At 74.1% G+C, this 19,441-nt stretch carries 19 protein-coding genes, 1 tRNA gene and 1 pseudogene; 14 read left to right on the top strand and 7 right to left on the bottom strand.

The annotated features are described in order from the left end of the window. Positions 1 to 149, bottom strand: a pseudogene (locus ACFFHC_RS09850) (PLP-dependent transferase); the annotation flags it as partial. Between the two features lie 231 nt (positions 150 to 380). On the opposite strand from ACFFHC_RS09850, the gene ACFFHC_RS09845 reads away from it, so the two are divergent. Continuing rightward, the gene (locus ACFFHC_RS09845; protein ID WP_379805064.1) at positions 381 to 1,685 is read left to right on the top strand and encodes a polysaccharide deacetylase family protein; all 1,305 of its coding nucleotides are present in this window, start codon (positions 381 to 383) and stop codon (positions 1,683 to 1,685) included. Between the two features lie 39 nt (positions 1,686 to 1,724). Here the strand turns inward: ACFFHC_RS09845 and ACFFHC_RS09840 are convergent, their stop codons facing one another. The 3 genes from ACFFHC_RS09840 to ACFFHC_RS09830 all read right to left on the bottom strand — a co-directional run bounded on the left by ACFFHC_RS09840 (position 1,725) and on the right by ACFFHC_RS09830 (position 4,265). After that, a complete protein-coding gene (locus tag ACFFHC_RS09840; RefSeq protein ID WP_379805061.1) occupies positions 1,725 to 2,627 on the bottom strand; it encodes a TPM domain-containing protein in 903 nt (300 codons plus the stop codon). Between the two features lie 55 nt (positions 2,628 to 2,682). Further along, on the bottom strand, positions 2,683 to 3,444 hold the full coding sequence (gene ddaH, locus ACFFHC_RS09835) for a dimethylargininase (protein ID WP_379805058.1): 762 nt from the start codon (positions 3,442 to 3,444) through the stop codon (positions 2,683 to 2,685). 98 nt (positions 3,445 to 3,542) lie between these two features. Next, the gene (locus tag ACFFHC_RS09830) at positions 3,543 to 4,265 is read right to left on the bottom strand and encodes an AIM24 family protein (protein WP_070705105.1); all 723 of its coding nucleotides are present in this window, start codon (positions 4,263 to 4,265) and stop codon (positions 3,543 to 3,545) included. 171 nt (positions 4,266 to 4,436) lie between these two features. On the opposite strand from ACFFHC_RS09830, the gene ACFFHC_RS09825 reads away from it, so the two are divergent. From ACFFHC_RS09825 to ACFFHC_RS09805, 5 genes are all read left to right on the top strand, one after another. Then, on the top strand, positions 4,437 to 4,982 hold the full coding sequence (locus ACFFHC_RS09825) for a MarR family winged helix-turn-helix transcriptional regulator (RefSeq protein WP_101849286.1): 546 nt from the start codon (positions 4,437 to 4,439) through the stop codon (positions 4,980 to 4,982). After that, complete coding sequence (gene tmk / locus ACFFHC_RS09820; RefSeq protein ID WP_101849285.1) at positions 4,979 to 5,617, top strand: dTMP kinase; 639 nt, start codon at positions 4,979 to 4,981, stop codon at positions 5,615 to 5,617. Before ACFFHC_RS09825 ends, tmk begins: the two co-directional genes overlap by 4 nt. Continuing rightward, positions 5,610 to 6,794, top strand: a complete 1,185-nt coding sequence (locus tag ACFFHC_RS09815) for a DNA polymerase III subunit delta' (RefSeq protein ID WP_141494666.1) — start codon at positions 5,610 to 5,612, stop codon at positions 6,792 to 6,794. Before tmk ends, ACFFHC_RS09815 begins: the two co-directional genes overlap by 8 nt. Next, positions 6,791 to 8,356: an alpha/beta hydrolase gene (locus ACFFHC_RS09810; RefSeq protein WP_379805052.1), complete on the top strand. Its 1,566-nt coding sequence runs from the start codon at positions 6,791 to 6,793 to the stop codon at positions 8,354 to 8,356. Before ACFFHC_RS09815 ends, ACFFHC_RS09810 begins: the two co-directional genes overlap by 4 nt. Before the next feature lie 91 nt (positions 8,357 to 8,447). Continuing rightward, positions 8,448 to 8,521: transfer RNA gene (locus tag ACFFHC_RS09805), tRNA-Thr, on the top strand. Positions 8,522 to 8,574: 53 nt separating this feature from the next. On the opposite strand, the gene ACFFHC_RS09800 is transcribed toward ACFFHC_RS09805, so the two are convergent. Both ACFFHC_RS09800 and ACFFHC_RS09795 read right to left on the bottom strand, forming a co-directional pair. Further along, positions 8,575 to 9,849 (bottom strand): LppP/LprE family lipoprotein, encoded by a 1,275-nt coding sequence (locus ACFFHC_RS09800; protein WP_379805049.1) that lies wholly within the window; start codon positions 9,847 to 9,849, stop codon positions 8,575 to 8,577. Positions 9,850 to 9,994: 145 nt separating this feature from the next. Beyond that, positions 9,995 to 10,585, bottom strand: a complete 591-nt coding sequence (locus ACFFHC_RS09795; RefSeq protein ID WP_070705232.1) for an inorganic diphosphatase — start codon at positions 10,583 to 10,585, stop codon at positions 9,995 to 9,997. Between the two features lie 72 nt (positions 10,586 to 10,657). On the opposite strand from ACFFHC_RS09795, the gene ACFFHC_RS09790 reads away from it, so the two are divergent. From ACFFHC_RS09790 to ACFFHC_RS09755, 8 genes are all read left to right on the top strand, one after another. Further along, the gene (locus ACFFHC_RS09790; protein WP_141494664.1) at positions 10,658 to 12,247 is read left to right on the top strand and encodes a D-alanyl-D-alanine carboxypeptidase; all 1,590 of its coding nucleotides are present in this window, start codon (positions 10,658 to 10,660) and stop codon (positions 12,245 to 12,247) included. Between the two features lie 24 nt (positions 12,248 to 12,271). Continuing rightward, positions 12,272 to 13,345, top strand: coding sequence for a tRNA lysidine(34) synthetase TilS (gene tilS, locus ACFFHC_RS09785; RefSeq protein ID WP_141494663.1), 1,074 nt, complete (start codon positions 12,272 to 12,274; stop codon positions 13,343 to 13,345). Positions 13,346 to 13,404: 59 nt separating this feature from the next. Beyond that, complete coding sequence (gene hpt / locus ACFFHC_RS09780) at positions 13,405 to 13,956, top strand: hypoxanthine phosphoribosyltransferase (RefSeq protein ID WP_070704261.1); 552 nt, start codon at positions 13,405 to 13,407, stop codon at positions 13,954 to 13,956. A gap of 138 nt (positions 13,957 to 14,094) precedes the next feature. Beyond that, positions 14,095 to 16,194 (top strand): ATP-dependent zinc metalloprotease FtsH, encoded by a 2,100-nt coding sequence (gene ftsH / locus ACFFHC_RS09775; RefSeq protein WP_379805039.1) that lies wholly within the window; start codon positions 14,095 to 14,097, stop codon positions 16,192 to 16,194. Next, complete coding sequence (gene folE / locus ACFFHC_RS09770; RefSeq protein WP_070704267.1) at positions 16,194 to 16,751, top strand: GTP cyclohydrolase I FolE; 558 nt, start codon at positions 16,194 to 16,196, stop codon at positions 16,749 to 16,751. The genes ftsH and folE overlap by 1 nt, the downstream gene beginning before the upstream one ends. A 4-nt stretch (positions 16,752 to 16,755) precedes the next feature. Continuing rightward, the gene (gene folP / locus ACFFHC_RS09765; RefSeq protein WP_331250393.1) at positions 16,756 to 17,643 is read left to right on the top strand and encodes a dihydropteroate synthase; all 888 of its coding nucleotides are present in this window, start codon (positions 16,756 to 16,758) and stop codon (positions 17,641 to 17,643) included. After that, the gene (folK, locus tag ACFFHC_RS09760) at positions 17,640 to 18,533 is read left to right on the top strand and encodes a 2-amino-4-hydroxy-6-hydroxymethyldihydropteridine diphosphokinase (protein WP_379805034.1); all 894 of its coding nucleotides are present in this window, start codon (positions 17,640 to 17,642) and stop codon (positions 18,531 to 18,533) included. The genes folP and folK overlap by 4 nt, the downstream gene beginning before the upstream one ends. After that, positions 18,530 to 19,159, top strand: coding sequence for a DUF3180 domain-containing protein (locus ACFFHC_RS09755; RefSeq protein WP_101849277.1), 630 nt, complete (start codon positions 18,530 to 18,532; stop codon positions 19,157 to 19,159). Before folK ends, ACFFHC_RS09755 begins: the two co-directional genes overlap by 4 nt. Before the next feature lie 6 nt (positions 19,160 to 19,165). Here the strand turns inward: ACFFHC_RS09755 and ACFFHC_RS09750 are convergent. Then, the coding region (locus ACFFHC_RS09750; RefSeq protein ID WP_379805030.1) for an EamA family transporter at positions 19,166 to 19,441 on the bottom strand (276 nt) is incomplete at its 5' end.

Below are 19,441 nucleotides of genomic sequence, written 5' to 3'. Positions count from 1 at the left end.
TGCTCGTAGGCCTCGCCGCCGTGCTCCACGTCGGGCAGCGGGGAGGTGCTCGAGAGGTCGATGGGGGCGGGGTGCACCCCGAGGGCCGTGAGGTCGTGGCGGCCGGCGTGCACGGCGACGGTGCGTGTGTCCGGGGTGGGCGTGCTCATGGGGGGTCCTTCCGAGCGGTGGGCGGCCAGCGCCGCGGGCTGTGTGCCACATCACACTAGAGGTGTCCCGATGGGGGATTCCGGCGGGTCCCTCCGCTCTCCGGCGGGCGCGCCCTCGGTCACCTGGTGGGCGCACGGGGGATCCCCCCGTGGGCGGACATCCCGGCCCCGACCCCTTTCCTACGGTGCAGGGGCAAGGGGACCGACGAGCGCAAGGTGCAGGAAAGACCGATGGTGGGACGACTCGGCCGGGGTGCCGTGATGATGGTGGGACTCGCGACGGTGCTGGGGGCCTGCTCGGGCCAGCCCAGCGAGGAGGGGAGCGGGGGCTCGGCACCGGCCGATGCCGTCGGCACCCCCGCGGGCGGGACGACGGACGAGCCGTCGGGTGGTTCGGGCGACTCGAGCGACCCGGGCGCAGCCCCGTCCGGCAGCGCCGGCGAGGGGTCCGGCGGGAGCGGCGACGCCACCGGTGACCCGAGCAGCAGCGGCGACGACACGCACGGTGAGGCTCCCTCGCCCTCCAAGGCCCCCTCCGACCTGGCCCGCAAGGTGCCGGCCGGCGAGAAGCCGCCGCAGTTCGTGGTGATCTCCTGGGACGGCGCCGGGGAGACACCGCGCGAGAAGGGCGTCTCGCGCTTCCGCACCGCGGCGGACGAGTCCGACGCGCACATGACCTTCTTCCTCAGCGGCCCGTTCCTGGCCACCGGCGAGGAGGTGGCCGAGACCTACCGGCCGCCGATGCACCCCAAGGGCATGCAGCACATCCGGCCGCGCACGGCCCAGATGGTGCGGGAGACGACCCGTGAGCTCGCCGCCGCCATCGAGGCCGGCCACGAGCTCGGCACCCACTACAACGGCCACTTCTGCGGCCCCCAGGGCGGCGCCGACTGGTCGGTGGCCCAGTGGCACCAGGAGATGAACGAGTGGTACCGCTTCGTGGAGCGGTGGGAGGGCAAGACGCCCCTGAAGGGCGGCACGGCGCTGCCCAAGGGCATCGCCCGCAAGGTCCAAGGCGGACGCACCCCCTGCTTGGAGGGGCCGGAGAACGCGCAGAAGGCCGCGGCCGAGGACGGGTGGACCTACGACTCCTCCACCGTGGGTGCCGTGACCTGGCCGGAGAAGGCCAACGGCGTGTGGAACTTCCCGATCCCGTCGGTGCAGGTCCACGGCAGCGACGCCATGGGGCGCCGCTCGGTGCTGGCCATGGACTACAACTGGCTGTCGGCCTTCAACACCTGGGCGCCGGAGGTGTCCAAGGCCGAGCGCGGCCGGGTCATGGAGAAGACCTACGAGCACGAGCTCGAGCAGGCCCTGGAGGGCAACCGGGCGCCCCTGGTCCTAGGCAACCACCTGGCCGCCTGGGACGACGGCACCTATCTGGACGCCATGGAGCGCTTCACCCGCGAGCAGTGCCCCCGCGAGGAGGTGCACTGCGTGTCCTTCGCCGAGCTGGTGGAGTTCCTCGACGCGCAGGACCCCCAGCGTCTGGCGGCCTGGCGCACGGTGCCGCCGGGAGGCCGCGGCCGCTGGTGACCCGGGTCGGCCCGGTGGCCCCGGGCCGCGGCGCTTGGCTCAGTAGCTGCCGCTGGCCCCGCCACCGCTGAACCCGCTGCCCCCGCCGAACGAGCTCGTGCTGGAGCCGCTCGTGGGCTCGGGGGCACCCATGCTCGTGGGGTTGGCCGCGTACAACGGCAGCCACGCGCCGTAGCTGAACGCGGCACCGTTGGGCAGCGGGTCGGTGCCGTGCTCGCGGCGGTAGCGGTCGAACGCCGCGAACTCCTCGTCGTCCGGCTCGGGCAGCTCCGGGTCGGCCGCGCGGGCCTCGCGCACCAGCCGGCGGGTGAGCTCCTTCTCGCGGTCGTCCTCGGCCTTGACGCGGCGGTAGGAGCGCACGCCCAGCGTGCCGAGCACCAGGGCGAGCACCCCGCCGCCGATGCCGGCTGCCCACGCCACGGCCTTCTCGGCCGGCGTCCACGCGAACGGTTCCTCGCCCCGGGCCAGCTCGTAGAGCGTGTCCACGCCCTCGGTGTGCCCCTTCGCGAAGTCCTCGTCACCGAAGGCGTCGGTCATGCGGTCCACCACCTTCTCGGCGTCCCCGTCGTCGATGCGCTGCCGGGCGCCGTCGGCCACCTCCAGGCGCACCTCGCGGTCGCCCTCGGAGTGCAGCACCAGCACGCCGTTGTCCTTGCCGGCGTCGCCCACGCCCCACTCGGTGGCCACGCGGCGCGAGAAGTCCTCCAGGTCCTCGCCCTCCAGCGACTCCACGGTGAGCACGGCCACGCGGGCCCGGTCGGTGGACCGGTTCCCCTCCTCGATGCGGGCGTTCAGCGCGCGCTCCTCCTCGTCGGTGAGCAGGTCGGCGTGGTCGGCCACGTTGCCCGACTCCGGCGGGGCCGGCACGTCGAGGGCGGCGGCGGGGGACGCCACCACCATCGGGGCGGCCAGGGCGAGCAGCAGGGCGGGGTGTCGGCGCATGCCCGCACGGTAGGAGTGATCCGCCGGCACTGCGGTCCGTCCGCGGAGGGACCGGTCAGTCGCGCAGGCGCACCGAGAGGCAGGTGACGCAGCCCTCCATCGCCTCGAACTCGCTGACGTCCACGGTCACCACCTCGTACCCGCGCTCGCGCAGCAGGTCGGCCGAGCGCGGTGCGGAGGCGGCCATCAGCAGCCGGTCGCCGCCCAGCAGCACCACGTGCGCGCCGCCCTCCTCCGGCATCGCCAGCACCTCGCCCAGGGCCTCGTGGGCCGGGGCCGCCGGCTCCCACCCGATGACGGTCCCGTCCGGCAGGGCGGTCACCGCGGACTTCAGGTGCAGGGCGCGATCCACCGGCACCGCCTCCACCCGGGCGCCCAGCGGGGCGAGCACCGCGCGCAGCGCGTCGACGCCGGCCTCGTCGGTGCGTCCGCCCAGGCCCACGCGCACGAGGCCGTCGTGCTTGAGCACGTCCCCGCCGTCCAGGTGCCCGGCGGGCAGGTCCACCACGCGGCGGCCCAGCCCGGAGAAGAGCTCGGCCATGCCCTCGACCTCCCCGGCCCGCTCCGGGGCGCCGGGGCGGGTGATGACCACCGTGTCGCCGTAGGCCACGGCCACGTCCTCCACGAACACGCCGTCAGGGTGCTCGTCGGCGGGCGGGGCCTCCACCACCTCCCAGCCGGCGGTGCGCAGCGCGTCGCAGTAGGCCTGCCACTGGTGCAGCGCCAGCCCGGCGTCCACCGGCCGCGGCTCGATGTGGGTGGTCAGCCCCTCGGAGAGGCGGGGGCTGGGACGGCGGACGACGGCACGCGGGGTCATGGGGGCTCCTGGTGGTGGGGCGGGAGGTGGTCGCAGGGTACGGCGAACCCCGCCGGGTGGCCGGCGGGGTCTGCGGGTGGGCTGCGGTGCGGGTCGGCTCAGTTGAAGAGCTCGCCGATGACGCCGCCGCCGCTGGAGCCGCCGGAGGAGCCGGAGTGCGGCACGTTCTCCGAGGGCTGCACGATGACGTGGCCCTGGCCCGAGAAGGCCATCTGGAAGGTCTCGCCGGTGCCGCCGCGCAGCATCGAGCCGAGGCCGCCGGAGTCCACGCGCACGTCCATGCGGGTGCCACGGGTCCACATCACGGCCGCCTGCGGGTCCACGAAGGTGTTGCCGCCGGAGACGTCCAGGGCCACCGGCTCGCCCTTGGTGGTGATGGCCACGTAGCCGGTGCCGCGCAGGCCCACGTTGTAGAGGCCACCGGTCATGGCGGCGCCACGGGCCTGGATGCGGTGGATGTCCCAGTCGATGGAGGCCGAGAAGGCCAGCACGTTCTGGCCGTTGATGCTCAGCTCGTCGTTCTCCATGTAGAGCACCTGGATGTCGGCGGCCTGGTCGGCCAGGAACAGCTCGCCGGTGCCGGTGGCCTCCATCATGTCCACGCCCTCGCCGGTGACGGCCTGCTTGAACATCTTGCCCAGGCCGCCGGAGCCCTTGTTCTTGAAGCGGATGTCGCCCTGGTAGGCCACCATCGACCCGGTGAGCGCCCAGACCGGGCCGTACTGCATCTGCACCTTGAGGAGCTTCTTGTTCTGCAGCATGAACTGGTCGTTGCCGGAGACTTCCTCGTACTGGTCGAACAGCTTGCCGTGCAGGGCCATTGGGTTCCTCCTGGGGTCGGCGGCGCCGGTGGGCCGGGCCGTGCGGTTGTCGGCGGCCACGCTAGCCACGGCGGGGCTCGTGCGGGACCCCCACCACGGGTGGATGTGGACGGACGGCCGGAACCCACAGGCGGCGGGGAGGTCGTCGGTGCCCGCCACTAGAGTCGCCCCATGCAGAGCGACGGTTCGAGGGGCGGTCCGGGCGGCACCGCGGAGGCGCAGGGGGAGCCCGTGCCGTGGTTGACCGACGACGAGCAGGCGCTGTGGCGCCGGTGGGTGTCGCTGTGCACCGACGTGCAGGCCCACCTCAACCGTTGCCTGCAGGAGCACGCTGACCTGTCCATCTCGGACTACGAGGTCATGGTGATGCTCTCCGATGACGGCGACCGCCTGCGCGTCACCGAGCTGGCGCGCCGCATGGGCTGGGAGCGCAGCCGCCTGAGCCACCACGTGAGCCGCATGGAGAAGCGCGGTCTGGTGCGACGCGAGGCCACCGCGGAGGACGGCCGCGGTGCCGACGTGCTGCTCACCGCCGAGGGGCGGGCCGCCCTCGAGGCCGCCGCCCCCGGCCACGTGCGGGACGTGCGGGCGGTCTTCCTCGACGGGATGAGCTCCGAGGAGTTCATGGCCCTGGAGCGCGTCACCACCCGGATGGTGGAGCGGGTGCGCCCGGGGGAGGAGCACACCCGTGCCCTGCCCCGGCGGGAGCGCCGGTGACGGCCTCGCCGGCGGGCGTCCTCGTCGTCCTCGAGGGGGGTGATGGCGCCGGCAAGAGCACGCAGATCGCGCGGCTCGTGGAGCACCTGGGGGCCGCGCACCCCGCACGCGAGGTGGTGGTGACCCGGGAGCCCGGGGGCACGCCCCTGGGTGCCCGCATCCGTGAGCTGCTGCTCCACGGTGACCACGTGGCCCCGCGGGCCGAGGCGCTGCTCTTCGCCGCCGACCGGGCCCACCACGTCGCCAGCCTCGTGCGGCCCGCCCTGGAGCGGGGGGCCGTGGTGGTGGGGGACCGCTACGTGGACTCCTCGGTGGCCTATCAGGGCGCCGGGCGCGCCCTGGACGCCACTGAGGTGGCCTCGATCTCCCGCTGGGCCACCGAGGGCCTCGTGCCGCACCTGACCGTGCTGCTCGACGTGGACCCGCAGGAGGGGCGACGGCGCCGTGGGGGCCGGGACGACCGCCTCGAGGCCGAGTCCGCGGCCTTCCACGCCCGGGTGCGCGAGCACTTCCTGGCCCTGGCCGCCGCCGCGCCGGAGCGCTACCTGGTGCTCGACGCCGCCCGGCCGGCCGCCGACCTGGCCGCCGAGGTGGCCGGGGCCGTGGACGCCCTGCTGGGAGGCGCCGGTGCGTGACGGCGTCTGGGGTTCGCTGGTGGGCCAGGAGGAGCTGGCCGCCGGGCTCGCCGCCGCGGTGGCCGACCCGGCGCGGCTGACCCACGCCTACCTGTTCACCGGGCCTCCGGGGTCCGGCCGGTCCACCGCGGCGCGCGCCTTCGCCGCCGCCCTGCTCTGCCCCGACGGCGGCTGCGGGGAGTGCCGTGAGTGCCGCACCGCGCTGGACGGCAGCCACGCCGACGTGGAGGTGGTGAACACCGAGGGGCTGAGCATCCCGGTGAAGCAGGCGCGCGAGCTGGCCCTGACCGCGGCCCACCACCCGTCCGTGGGGGCCTGGCGCATCATCGTCATCGAGGACGCCGACCGGCTCACCGAGCAGGCCGCCGACGCCCTGCTCAAGGCGCTGGAGGAGCCCAGCCCACGCACCGTGTGGATGCTGTGCGCCCCCTCGCCGCAGGACGTCATCGTCACCATCCGGTCGCGCTCGCGGCACCTCTCGTTGCGCACCCCGCCGGTGGAGGCCGTGGCGGCGCTGCTGGAGTCGCAGGGGGTGGACGCGGCGATGGCGGCCTACGCGGCCCGAGCGGCGCAGTCCCACATCGGGGTGGCGCGGTGGTTGGCCCGCGACGAGTCCGCGCGTGCCCGGCGCCACACGGTGACCCGCATCCCCTTCGAGCTGGAGGGGCTCGGCTCGGCGCTGCGCAAGGCGGCCTCCCTGCACGAGGTGGCCACCAGTGAGGCGGCGGCCGAGGCCGAGCAGCGCGACGTGGCCGAGCGCGAGGAGCTGCTGCGCCTCAACGGCGCGGACCCCACTGCGCGCACGCAGCCCCCGGCGATCCGGGGGCAGCTCAACCAGCTGGCCAAGGAGCAGAAGGCGCGGGCCACGCGGCGGGTGCGTGACGTCATCGACCGCACGCTGGTGGACCTGGCCTCGGTGTACCGCGACGCGCTGCTGGTCTCCGTCGGGGCCAGCGGGGTCGACTTGGTGAACCCGCAGGACGCCGGGGACCTGCAGCGGTTGGCGGGCACCACGAGCGCCGACGCGCTGCTGCTCTGCCTGGAGCAGGTGGACACCGCGCGCACCCGCATCGGGGAGAACGTGACCCCCCTGCTGGCGCTGGAGGCGATGCTGGTGGGCCTGCACCAGCTGCAGGGGGACCTGGCCCGTACGAGCACCGGAAGGGGTCCCCGATGACCACCCGCACCCCACGACACCGCGCCTCCCGTGCGCGCGCCCTGCTGGCCGGGGCCGCCGTGCTCGGGCTGGGCCTGACCGGCTGCACCCCCGACGGTGGCCCGCTGCCGGAGGACCTGCGCAGCCCGGGCGCCGAGGAGTCCCTGCCCGCCCCGCCGGCCGAGCTGTCCCGTTTCTACGAGCAGCAGCTGGAGTGGGAGCGCTGCGACGGCGGGGAGTGCGCGGAGCTGGAGGTGCCGGTGGACTACGACCGGCCCGACGGGGAGACGATGCGGCTGGCCCTCTTCCGGGTGCGGGCGGGGGACGACGAGCGCCGCATCGGGTCGCTCGTGCTCAACCCCGGCGGCCCCGGGGCCAGTGGCGTGGACTACGCGCAGGCGGCCGACCAGGTCGTCGGTCCCAGGGTGCGGCGCGTGTACGACGTGGTGGGCTTCGACCCGCGCGGCGTGGCCCGTTCCGAGGCCGTGGACTGCGTGGACGACCCCTCCCTGGACGCCTTCCTGGGGCTCGACACCACCCCGGACGACGCCGCGGAGAAGCGCGAGGCGACGCGGGTGCAGAAGGCCTTCGCGCAGGGCTGCCGGGAGAAGCTCGGCGACCGGCTGGGCTCGATCACCACGGCCAACGCCGCCCGCGACATGGACGTGCTGCGCGCCGCCCTGGGGGACGCGCGGCTCAACTACCTCGGCCTGAGCTACGGCACCCAGCTGGGCGCCACCTACGCCCAGCAGTTCCCGCGGCGTGTGGGGGCCTTCGTGCTGGACGGCATGCTGCCCACGGACCTCGACGCCACGCAGATCGCCCTCGGGCAGGCCAAGGGCTTCGAGACCGCCACCGGGGCCTTCCTCGACTGGTGCGTCCGGGAGCGCGGCCGGTGCCCGCTCGGCGGCACGCGCGAGGAGGCCACCGCCGGCCTGCGGGAGCTGCTGCGCCGCATCGACGAGCAGCCCCCGCCGGTGGGGTCGGACCCGCGCGTGAAGGAGCTGACCGTCGGCTGGGCCACCTACGGGCTCGCGGCCGCCATGTACGACGAGGGCAGCTGGGAGAGCCTGGCGCAGGCCCTGGAGGCGGCGCAGAAGGGGGACGGCCAGCGGCTGCTGGAGCTGGCCAACGGGTACGCCGACCGCACCGCCGACGGCGAGTACGCCTCCAACCTCATGGAGGCCTTCACCGTCTACTCGTGCAACGACCGCGCCGACGACACCTCCGGGCGCACCCGTGCGCAGGTGCGGGCCGCGTTCCGCCGGGAGGCGCCGCTGTGGGGCGACTTCCTCATGGGTGAGGGGTCCGCCTGCCAGGGCTGGCCGGTGAAGCCCGCCCAGCCGTTCGACGCCGTGGCCAAGGGCAGCGGACCCATCCTCGTGGTGGGCACCACCCGCGACCCGGCGACCCCGCTGGCGTGGGCGCGGCGCGCGGCCGAGGACTTCGAGAACGGGCACCTGCTGACGCTCGATGGCGACGGGCACACGGCCTACCGGCGCGGCAGCGACTGCGTCGACTCGGCGGTGGAGGGGTACCTGCTCACCGGTGAGGTGCCCGAGGGTGACGCCGCGCGCTGTTGAGCGGGTGTCTGCCGCGGCGGATTTCCGCCGCACGGCGGGGCACCGCTATAGTGGGCGCTCGCGTCACGCGCCCGGAGCGTGTGGAGCACCCGCCGCCTTAGCTCAGTCGGCCAGAGCGGTTCACTCGTAATGAACAGGTCATCGGTTCGATTCCGATAGGCGGCTCCGGCGCACGGAGGCCCCACCAGTAGGTGGGGCCTCCGTCGTGTGCGGGTGCGTCAGCGGGTCACGAACTCGCGCTTGTTCATCGTCATCGAGTGACCGCTCGCGGTGTTGGTGCACGTCAGGCCGGTCGACTCGGAGTCGCACGTGATGTCGCCGAAGGTCACGCTCTCCCCAGACTCGAGCACCTGGCCGGCCGGGCCGCCGTTGTCCCCGCGGTAGTTGGGGGCGTCGCCCTTGGCGGAGAGCCCCGCCGTGCCCTGCTCGGGCAGCGTCGCCCACCAGAGCGGCATGTCGTTCTCGGTGCCGTAGCGCTCGGAGTCGAGATAGGACTCGATGCCGCACTCCGCCCAGGTGCGGTGCAGCTCGCACCCGATCTTGTCGCGCGGGGTGAGGATGCGGGCCACGCCCTGGTGCACGACCTCGGGGGCCGCGCCACGGGGCGGGGTGTCACCGGTGTCCACGGGCGGGTCGGTGGGCTTCTCCCTGCCCTGCTCGGGGAGCTCCTCCTCCGTGGGCGGGAGGTCGCCGGCCATCACGACCTTCTGCGCGGACCCGTCCCACGTGAAGGTGCTGACCGCCCTGCCGGAGCGCGCGGCGTTCGACTCCCCGGGCTTCGGGTACAGGTACGTCACCTCGATGACGTCGTCCGCGCGCCTCCTCATGAGCTGCCCCATGCCCACGGGCTGTGCCGTCGCGGTTCCGAGGTACTCGCCCCGGTGGAAGAGCATGATCATCCAGGGTGAGCTCCCGGTGGCGTACTCGACGGTCACGGCGATGGGGGAGAGGTCTGCGCACGGGTCGTACAGCGAGGTGTCCGCGCCGTTGCTGTGCCACGTCCAGTCGCTCTCCCGGGCGTTGAGCTTCCGCAGGCCGTGGTGCAGGGCCTTCTCGGCGCCCGCGCCGGCGCACTCCTCCGCGTCGCCCGGCGCCGCGGGGGCGGTGCTGGGCGAGGGGGTCGAGGCGTCCTCGGTGGGCGTGGCGCTGCGGGTGGACGGGGCGGCGGCCGGGGAGGGACTCCCCGAGGGGCTCGGCCGGGCACCCGGCGACGTCGGTGACGCGCTGGGCGATGCGGTGGGGCCGGCGTCGGACGCGGTGTCGCTCACCCGGCTCGTGGGCGACTCGTCCGCGGCCTCGGGGGAGGTCTCGGGTGACGTCTTGTCGGAGCTCTCGCTGCTCGGGGCAGGGGAGGCCGTGGAGGTGTCGGACACCTTGGGCGGTGCGGCCGGTTGCTCCTGGGCGCTCTCCTGCGAGCCGCCGGAGCAGGCGGTCAGGCTGAGCAGGCCGATGCCGGCCAGGGCAGCCAGGCGGGACGGGGTAATGCGGATCATGGGACTCCCTCGGGGTGTGTGTGCTCGGACCCTAGGGGCGCGGACTGTCACCGGGCTTTCGCCCGCGGGCGTCCCGTGCACGACGACGGGGCGGGCACGACCTCGTCGGTCGCACCCGCCCCGTCGGGCGTCGTCGCGCGGTGCCTCAGGCCTCCGGCTTGTCGGCCTGCGACCCGCCCTCGGCGCGGTCGATCGAGCGCTCGGTGTCGTCGGCGTCGTGGCCCGGCAGCGGCCAGCGGGCGGTGGTCATGCCCTCGGCCTTGGCGCGGTCCAGCGCCTCGGTGATGATCTTCTCGGCGGCCGCGCGGTCACCCCAGTGCGAGCCCTCCTCCACGTACTTGCCCGGCTCCAGGGCCTTGTAGACCTCGAAGAAGTGGCGGATCTCGTCGAGGGTGAAGTCGGACACGTCGGAGGTGTCCTGGATGGCGTCGCGGCGCGGGTCGCCCGCGGCCACGCACAGCACCTTGTCGTCACCGCCGGCGTCGTCGACCATGTGGAACACGCCGACCGGGCGCACACGCACGATGCAGCCGGGGAAGGTCGGCTCGTCCAGCAGCACCAGCGCGTCCAGCGGGTCGCCGTCCTCGCCCAGGGTGTCCTCGATGTAGCCGTAGTCGGCCGGGTAGCGCATCGCCGTGAAGAGCAGGCGGTCCAGGCGGATGCGGCCCGTCTCGTGGTCGATCTCGTACTTGTTCTTGTTGCCGGCGGGGATCTCGACGGTCATGTCGAATTCCATGGAGCCTCCTTGGTTGGCGTCTACGCTGGGGCCAGTCTCCCCCATCCTGTGCGTGCGTCCGAAAGGTGCCCGGTGAAGTCCTCCCTCCGCAACACCCTCATCGCCTCGACCACGGTGGTGGCCCTCGTGGGCGCCTACGTGACGGCCGATGTCTACGACAAGGTGCCGGGAGTGCTCACCAATGCGCCGGCCCCCTCCGAGGGGGACAACGGCTCGCCCGACCTGCTCACCGCACGTGCCGGGTCCCCCGACGAGGCGGCCGCCGCCGGCCAGCCGGTGGAGGTGCTCGACCAGGCGATGGCGCCGGGAGCCGCCAACGCGGTGGTCGACGGCCCCACCGACGAGGAGGAGGTCAGGAAGATCGACGAGGGCCTGCCCGAGCGCAAGCCGGTCGTGGAGCACCTGGACAACTCCGGCCCGGCCCCCAGCAAGGAGGCGGTGCGCAAGGCCCTGGGCGACACCATCGAGGCCGAGGAGCTGGGCTTCCTCTCCATGGACGTGCGCGACGCCGCCACCGGCGAGGTGCTCTTCCAGCAGAACGCCGACCGCCCCAACCACCTGGCGTCCATGACCAAGCTCGTCTCCACCGGCGCGGTGGTGCACTCCGGGTGGAATCTCGACCAGCGCCTGTCCACCCGCGCGCTGCTCGACGCGGGCGACAACATCGTCATCGTCTCCGGCGGCGACACGATGCTGTCGCGCGGCCACGGCGACCCGCTGGCCGTCGCCGGGCGAGCGGGGCTCAAGGACCTGGCCGAGCAGGTGGCCGCCGACCTCAAGAAGCGCCGCGAGGCCGGGGAGGACCTGCCCAAGACCTTCCGCGTGGCCCTGGACGACTCGCAGGCCGGCCCGAGCTGGTCGGAGGACTGGTCCGAGGTGGCCCTCAACGAGGGATGGACCGGCCGCGTGGTGATGATGCAGCTCTTCGACGACCGCGCCCGCCACCACCACCCCACCCCGGCCGACCCGGCGATGAGTGCCGCGGGCGCCTTCGCCCAGGCCCTGCACGACGTGGGCGTGCCGGTGGAGAAGTCGATCATCCGCACCAAGGCGAAGGCCAAGGGCGACCAGCTGGGCGTGGTGAAGTCCGCCCCGGTGCGCGACCAGCTGATCCACGCCCTGCAGATCAGCGACAACGCGCGGGTGGAGACCATCACCCGTCAGGCCGCCCTGGGTACCGGCGGGCTGTCGGTGGAGAAGTCGGGCCCGGCCGACGTGGGCCGCTGGGTGGTGGAGCAGACCAAGGACCGCGGTATCGACAACAGCGGCCACGAGCAGTTCGACGCCTCGGGGCTGACGAGCAAGAACAAGATCCCCGCGCACGTGCTGGGCGAGCTTCTGCAGAAGGGCGCCTCCGGGGAGGACGCGGAGTACCACACGATCCTCGCCAACCTCTCCATGGCAGGTCTCTACGGCACACTCGCCTCGCGCTTCTACGGCGACGGACGCGAGGAGGCCCGCGGCTTCGTGCGCGGCAAGACCGGCACCCTGCCCATGGCCAGCGGCATGGCCGGCACCACCGTCACCAAGGACGGGCGCCTGCTGACCTTCGTGGTGAGCAGCGACGACTTCGAGCGCTCCACCCAGCCGATGGTGGCCCGCAAGTACACCGACGAGGTGGTGGCCGCGCTGCAGGGCTGCCAGTGCAACACCGGCCACTGAGCCACCCGACCGCGCGAGCCTGAGGTGCCCGGCCCCCCGGTGGCCGTCGCGGCCGTGCGCCACGCGGTGCGCGCCCCGCTGGCCGAGGCCGTGGCCGCGGGGCGCGCGGTGCTGCTCGCGGTGAGCGGGGGCCCGGACTCGGTCGCGATGGCGGCGGCGGTCGCCTTCGAGGCGGCCTCCCTGGCCCGCCGGGGTGGGGCGCCGCGGGTGGCGGCGGCCGTGGTGGACCACGGGTTGCAGCCCGGCAGCGGGGGCGTTGCCGAGGAGGCCGCGCGGGTCTGCCAGCGCCTCGGCATCGACGAGGTGGGGGTCCACCGGGTGCAGGTGCGGGAGGCCGGGGACGGGCCAGAGGCTGCTGCGCGGGCGGCGCGGCACGCGGCGCTCGAGACGCGGCGCGCGGAGCTGGCGGCCGACCTGCCCGGCGGGGCCGAGCTCTGGCTGGCGCACACCCGCGACGACCAGGCCGAGCAGGTGCTGCTCGGCCTGCTGCGCGGTGCGGGGACGCGCTCGCTGGCGGCCATGGCGCCCCGCCGGGGCCCCCTGGTGCGCCCCCTGCTGGACCTGCCCGGGGCCACCACCCGGCAGGCCTGTGCCGACCTGGGCCTGCCCGTGCACCACGACCCCCACAACGAGGACCCCCGGTTCACCCGGGTGCGGGTGCGGCGCGCGCTGGACCTGCTGGCCGCCGAGACCGGTGAGGACCTCGGGCCGGCGCTGGCCCGCACCGCCGCCCACGCCCGGGCCGACGCCGACCTGCTCGACGCCCTGGCCGCCGAGCGGCGGGCGGGACTGGCCGTGGCACCCGACGGGAGCGTCGAGGTGGCCGCGCTCGCCGGCCTCGAGGAGGCGCTGCGGCCCCGCGTGTGGCGCGCCCTGGTGCGCGAGGCGGCCGGCCCCGGCGTGCCGGACCCCACCTCGGTGCACCTGGCGCAGCTGGACCGCCTGCTGACCGCCTGGCACGGGCAGGGCGCGGTGGACGTGCCCGGTCCGTGGCGGTGGGGGCGGTGGCGCACGGTGGGCGGTGACGCCGTCGTCGGCCCCATCGGCAAGAATGGGCCGGCACCAGGGGACGCCGCACGCCACGGACGACCCGCCTGAGGCGGCCGTACCGCATCGAGCACGACGACGCCCACCACGACACCGACCCGGAGGACCACGTGGACGCTGAGCACATGGAGGACGGCCTCGAGAAGGTCCTGCTGACCGAGGAGCAGATCCTGGCCGGTCTGCAGGAGATGGCCGGGAGGATCGCCGAGGACTACCGCGGCAAGGACCTGCTCATGGTGGGCGTGCTCAAGGGCGCGGTCATGGTGATGTCGGACCTCATGCGCGCCATGCCCTACAGCGTGCCCATGGACTGGATGGCCATCAGCTCCTACGGCTCGGGCACCAAGTCCAGCGGTGTGGTGCGCATCCTCAAGGACCTCGACGTCGACATCACCGACCGCCACGTGCTCGTGGTGGAGGACGTCATCGACTCCGGGCTGACGCTCAGCTGGATCCTCGACAACCTGGCCTCCCGCGGCGCCGCCTCGGTGGAGGTGGCCGCCCTGCTGCGCAAGCCGGACGCCATGAAGGTGGAGATCGACGCCCGCTACGTGGGTTTCGACATCCCCAACGACTTCGTCGTGGGCTACGGGCTGGACTTCGACGAGCGCTACCGCAACCTGCGCTGCGTGGGCACCCTCGCGCCGCACATGTACCAGTGAGCTGACGCCGCGTCCGGGCGCTCCTGCACAGGGCCCTGTGGAACACTGGGCCGCCATCGCACGTTGGTGCGAGCATCGAGCATCGAGCGTCGGCACGACGTCGGCAGGACGAGACGCGGGGTCGCGCCCCGCACGAGGATGGCAATGAAGAAGATGTGGCGTACGCCGATGTTCTGGATCTTCCTGATCATCGCAGCGGCCCTGGTCTGGTTCGGGCTGAAGGGCAGTGACGGCTTCCAGCGCGTGGACACCTCGGCGGCGCTGGAGCAGATCCAGGCGGACAAGGTGGAGTCCGCCAAGGTCACGCCGGACCGTGTCGACCTCACGCTCAAGGAGGGGCAGGAGTACTCCGGGGGCGGGGTGGAGAACGCCCGCAAGATCCAGAGTTTCTACGTGGACGCCCGCGGCGACGACGTGGTGAAGGCGCTCAACGAGCACAAGCCGGAGAAGGGCTTCACCGACGACCCGGAGAAGGCCAACTGGTTCGTCAGCCTGCTGCTGACCATGCTGCCCTTCCTGCTCCTGGTGGGCCTCTTCCTGCTGATCATGCCGCAGATGGGTGGCGGCTCGCGGATCATGCAGTTCGGCAAGTCCCGCGCCAAGCTGGCCACCGAGGACATGCCCAAGGTGACCTTCGAGGACGTCGCCGGCGCCGACGAGGTGGTGGAGGAGCTCGAGGAGATCAAGGAGTTCCTCACCGAGCCGGCCAAGTTCCAGCAGGTGGGTGCCAAGGTGCCCAAGGGCGTGCTGCTCTACGGCCCGCCCGGCACCGGAAAGACGCTCCTGGCGCGCGCCATCGCCGGCGAGGCGGGCGTGCCCTTCTACTCCATCTCCGGCTCGGACTTCGTGGAGATGTTCGTGGGTGTGGGCGCCAGCCGCGTCCGTGACCTGTTCGAGAAGGCCAAGGCCAACTCGCCGGCCATCATCTTCATGGACGAGATCGACGCCGTGGGTCGCCACCGCGGTGCCGGCATGGGCGGTGGCCACGACGAGCGCGAGCAGACGCTCAACCAGCTGCTCGTGGAGATGGACGGCTTCGACGGCTCGACCAACGTCATCCTCATCGCGGCCACGAACCGTCCGGACGTGCTCGACCCCGCGCTGCTGCGCCCGGGCCGCTTCGACCGCCAGATCGCGGTGGAGGCCCCGGACATGAAGGGTCGCCACGACATCCTCAAGGTGCACGCGCGCGGCAAGCCGATGGCCGGCGACGTGGACCTGCTGGCCGTGGCCCGCCGCACGCCGGGCATGAGCGGTGCCGACCTGGCCAACGTGCTCAACGAGGCCGCGCTGCTCACGGCCCGCTCCAACGCGCAGCTGATCGACAGCCGCGCGCTCGACGAGGCGATCGACCGCGTCATGGCCGGTCCGCAGAAGCGCACCCGCGTGATGAACGAGAAGGAGCGCAAGGTCACGGCGTACCACGAGGGTGGTCACGCCCTGGTGGCCGCGGCGATGAACCACACCGCCCCGGTCAGCAAGATCACGATCCTGCCGCGCGGCCGTGCGCTCGGCTACACGATGGTGATGCCGCTGGACGACAAGTACTCCACCACGCGCAACGAGCTGCTCGACCAGCTGGCCTACGCGCTGGGTGGCCGCGTGGCCGAGGAGATCATCTACCACGACCCGTCGACGGGCGCCTCGAACGACATCGAGAAGGCCACCGACATCGCGCGCAAGATGGTCACCCAGTACGGCATGAGCGACAAGGTCGGTGCCGTGAAGCTCGGCGAGCAGGGCGGTGAGCCCTTCATGGGCCGCGACATGGGTGGTGGCCGCGACTACTCCGAGCGGCTGGCCGGTGTGGTGGACGCCGAGGTGCGTGCCCTCATCGAGGCCGCGCACGACGAGGCCTGGGCCGCGCTCAACGAGAACCGCGAGCTGCTGGACGACCTCGTGCTGGAGCTGCTCGACAAGGAGACGATCAACGCCGAGCGCCTGGCCGAGATCTTCGCCCCGGTCAAGAAGCGCCCGGTGCGCGCCACCTGGCTCTCCAGCCAGGACCGTCCGGTCTCGCAGCAGCCCCCGGTGCTCACCGAGGGTGAGAAGGCCGCCGTCGCGCGCGGTGACATCTCCGGCCCGCTGGACCAGCTGCCGGTGGACGAGCACCCGGTGGACCCGGGCCACGGTGCCGGTGAGCCCGGCAGCACGGCCGGCCCCGGTGAGGGCCACGGCCAGCCCCCGACCCCGGGGTCCAGCCCGAGCGGCTGGGGTCCCGCGGGTGGTCGGGGCTGATGGACCTCGCGCGTGCCGAGGCGGCGGTCCGGGAGCTGCTCCTGGCCGTGGGGGAGGACCCCGACCGTGACGGCCTGCTCGACACCCCGGCCCGGGTGGCCCGCTCCTACGCCGAGCTGACCTCCGGGCTGGGGCAGGACCCCGCCGACGTGCTGGGCACCACCTTCGCGGTGGACCACGACGAGATGGTGCTGGTGCGCGACATCGAGATGTACTCGCTGTGCGAGCACCACCTGCTGCCCTTCCACGGGGTGGCCCACGTGGGCTACACGCCCCGCAACGGCCGCGTGGCCGGGCTGAGCAAGCTGGCCCGCCTGGTGGAGACGTACGCGCGCCGCCCGCAGGTGCAGGAGCGCCTGACCACGCAGGTGGCCAACGCACTGGTGGACCACCTGGACCCCGGTGGCGTCATCGTGGTGGTGGAGGCCGAGCACCTGTGCATGACCATGCGCGGCGTGCGCAAGCCGGGGGCCCGGACGGTGACCTCCGCCGTGCGGGGCCAGTTCACCGACCAGGCCACGCGCGCCGAGGCCCTGACCCTGCTGCGGAACGGCTGAGGTCGTGCGGCACGCACCGGACGCGCCCGGCCTGCCGGTCGACCCCGACGGCCTGCCGCTGGTCATGGGCATCCTCAACGTCACCCCCGACTCGTTCAGCGACGGGGGGCGCTGGGACGCCCCCGACGCCGCCGTGGCGCACGCCGCGCGGATGGTGGCCGCCGGGGCACACCTGGTGGACGTGGGCGGGGAGTCCACCCGGCCCGGCAGCCAGCGCGTGGACGAGGCCGAGGAGCTGCGCCGCGTGGTGCCCGTGGTGCGGGCCCTGGCCGAGCGCGGCTGGTGCGTCTCGGTGGACACGATGCGGGCCTCGGTGGCCGCCGCCGTGGTGGAGGCCGGTGCTGCCGTGGTCAACGACGTCTCCGGCGGCCTGGCCGACGAGGACATGTTCCGCGTGGTGGCCGAGACCGGTGTGCCCTACGTGCTCATGCACTGGCGCGGGCACTCGGCGGACATGTACGGCCCGGCCCGCTACACCGACGTCACCGGCGAGGTGCTGGCCGAGCTGGCGCAGCGTCTGGAGGTGGCCGAGGCCGCCGGGGTGCGCCGCGGGCAGGTGGTGCTGGACCCGGGCCTGGGCTTCGCCAAGACGCCCGAGCACAGCTGGGCCATGACCGGGGAGCTCGACCGCTTCGTGACCGGCGCGCACCAGCTGGGGTGCGCCACCCTCGTGGGGGCCTCGCGCAAGGGCTTCCTGCAGCAGGCGCGCCCCGGAGCGGACGCCGACCACCCGGTGCCGCCGGTGGAGCGCGACGCCGCCACCGCGGCCACCTCGCTGCTCTCCGCGCAGGCCGGCGCGTGGGCGGTGCGCGTGCACGACGTGGTCGGCACCGTGGACGCCCTCGGGGTGCTGCGGCGGGCCGGGCTGGCCGGGCGGCGGTGGGCCTCGTGACCGGCCAGGTCGTGCGCCTCTCCGGTGTGCGGGCGCGGGGGCACCACGGGGTGTTCGAGCACGAGCGCCGGGACGGCCAGGACTTCGTCGTCGACCTCGTGGCCCACCTGCCGGTCGGGGCCGGCGCGGGTGATGACATCGGCGCCACGCTGCACTACGGCCAGGCCGCCGAGGTGCTGGTGGCCACCGTGGAGGGCGAGCCGGTGGACCTGCTCGAGACCCTCGCCGAGCGGCTCCTCGATGCCGTGCAGGCCCTCCCGGGCGGCGACCGCTGCCCGCGTCTGGAGGTGACGGTGCACAAGCCGCAGGCGCCCATCACGGTGCCCTTCGCCGACGCCTCGGTGACCGCCGTGCGCGAGCGCGAGCTGCCGGCGGTGGTGGCCCTGGGCGCCAACCTCGGGGACCCGGCCGGAACCCTGGCCTCGGCCGTGGCCGCCCTGGCCGCGTTGCCGGGTGTTCGTCTGACGGGCCTGTCCCCGCTGGTGGAGACCGACCCCGTGGGTGGGGTGGAGCAGCCCGTCTACCTCAACGCCGTGGCCCTGGTGCGCACCACGCGGGGCGCCGCCGACCTGCTGGCCGCGCTGCACGGTATCGAGGCGGCGCACGGCCGCACGCGGGAGGTGCGCTGGGGGGCGCGCATGCTCGACCTCGACCTCGTGCAGTACGGCGACCCGCGCGCCGGCACCGAGGTGCACGCCGAGGGGGAGCTGCTGCTGCCCCACCCGCGCGCGGCCGAGCGTGCCTTCGTGCTCGCCCCGTGGGCGATGGCGGACCCCGCCGCCCGCCTGGCCGGGCAGGCCGTGGCCGACCTCGCCGCGCGCGCCGACGACGCCGGGGGCGTGCGCCCGGGACCCCCCTGGCCCGCCCTGCACCTGGGAGGAGAGCGATGAGCCGCGAGCTGCCGACCACGCCGCCCGAGAGGGACCCGCGTCGCCCCCGCGGGCCGCAACAGGGTCCCGACCGGGGGCCCGGCACGCGCGTGGGGCAGCTGCTCGTGAGCTGGCTGGCGGCCGGCCTGCTGGGCTGGGTGGCGGCCAGCTGGTGGCTCGGGCAGGGCAACGCGGTGCCCGTGCGTGCCGTGGCCGGGCTGGTCATGGACGTCGTGTTCGCCGTGGGTCTGCTCGTGGCGGCCACCTGGGTGTGGAGGTCCGCCCGCGCCGACGGCACCGACGCGGCCTCCGAGCGCCGGCGTCACCGCGGGCCCTCGCCGCAGACCGCGCGCCTGGTGGTGGTGGCCGCCATCGCCGCCGCGTGGGCCGGGTCGGTGCTCAGCGGCGCCTTCGCGGGCCTGTTCGTGGCCGCCCTGCCCGATGCCGACGTGCCCAGCGTGCGCGCGGCGGTGGTGCGCACCGGGCTCCAGGTGCTCACCCTCGGGGTCCTCGGCGCCGCCGGGCAGGTGGCCCAGTGGCTGTGCCGTGTGCCCCCGCAGGACGGCGACGACGACGGCCGTGACGCGGTCCGGGAGCGTCACCGCCATCCGAGCACCCCGGTGCTGGGCCGCGACCGCCACGGCTGAGTCGCGTCAGGCGGTGCTGCTGGCGCGGGTGGCGGCGCGCAGCTCACGGGCCTCCTGCAGGCGCACCAGCACGATGCCGCCGAGCACCACGCCGCCGCCCACGAGCTGGGCCGGGCCCAGGTGCTGGCCCAGCAGGAGCCACCCGAAGAGGGCGGTGAAGAGCACCTCGGTGAGTCCCACGAAGGAGGCCACCGTGGCACCCAGTCGACGGGTGGCCATGGTGCCGCTTCCGTAGGCCAGGCCGGCCGTCACGGCGCCCAGCAGGCCCAGGCCCACCCACCA

Origin of the sequence: Kytococcus schroeteri (genome assembly GCF_042433515.1) — a bacterium.
Taxonomy (GTDB): Bacteria; Actinomycetota; Actinomycetes; order Actinomycetales; family Dermatophilaceae; genus Kytococcus; species Kytococcus schroeteri.
This window is presented reverse-complemented; position numbering and strand designations above follow the sequence as displayed.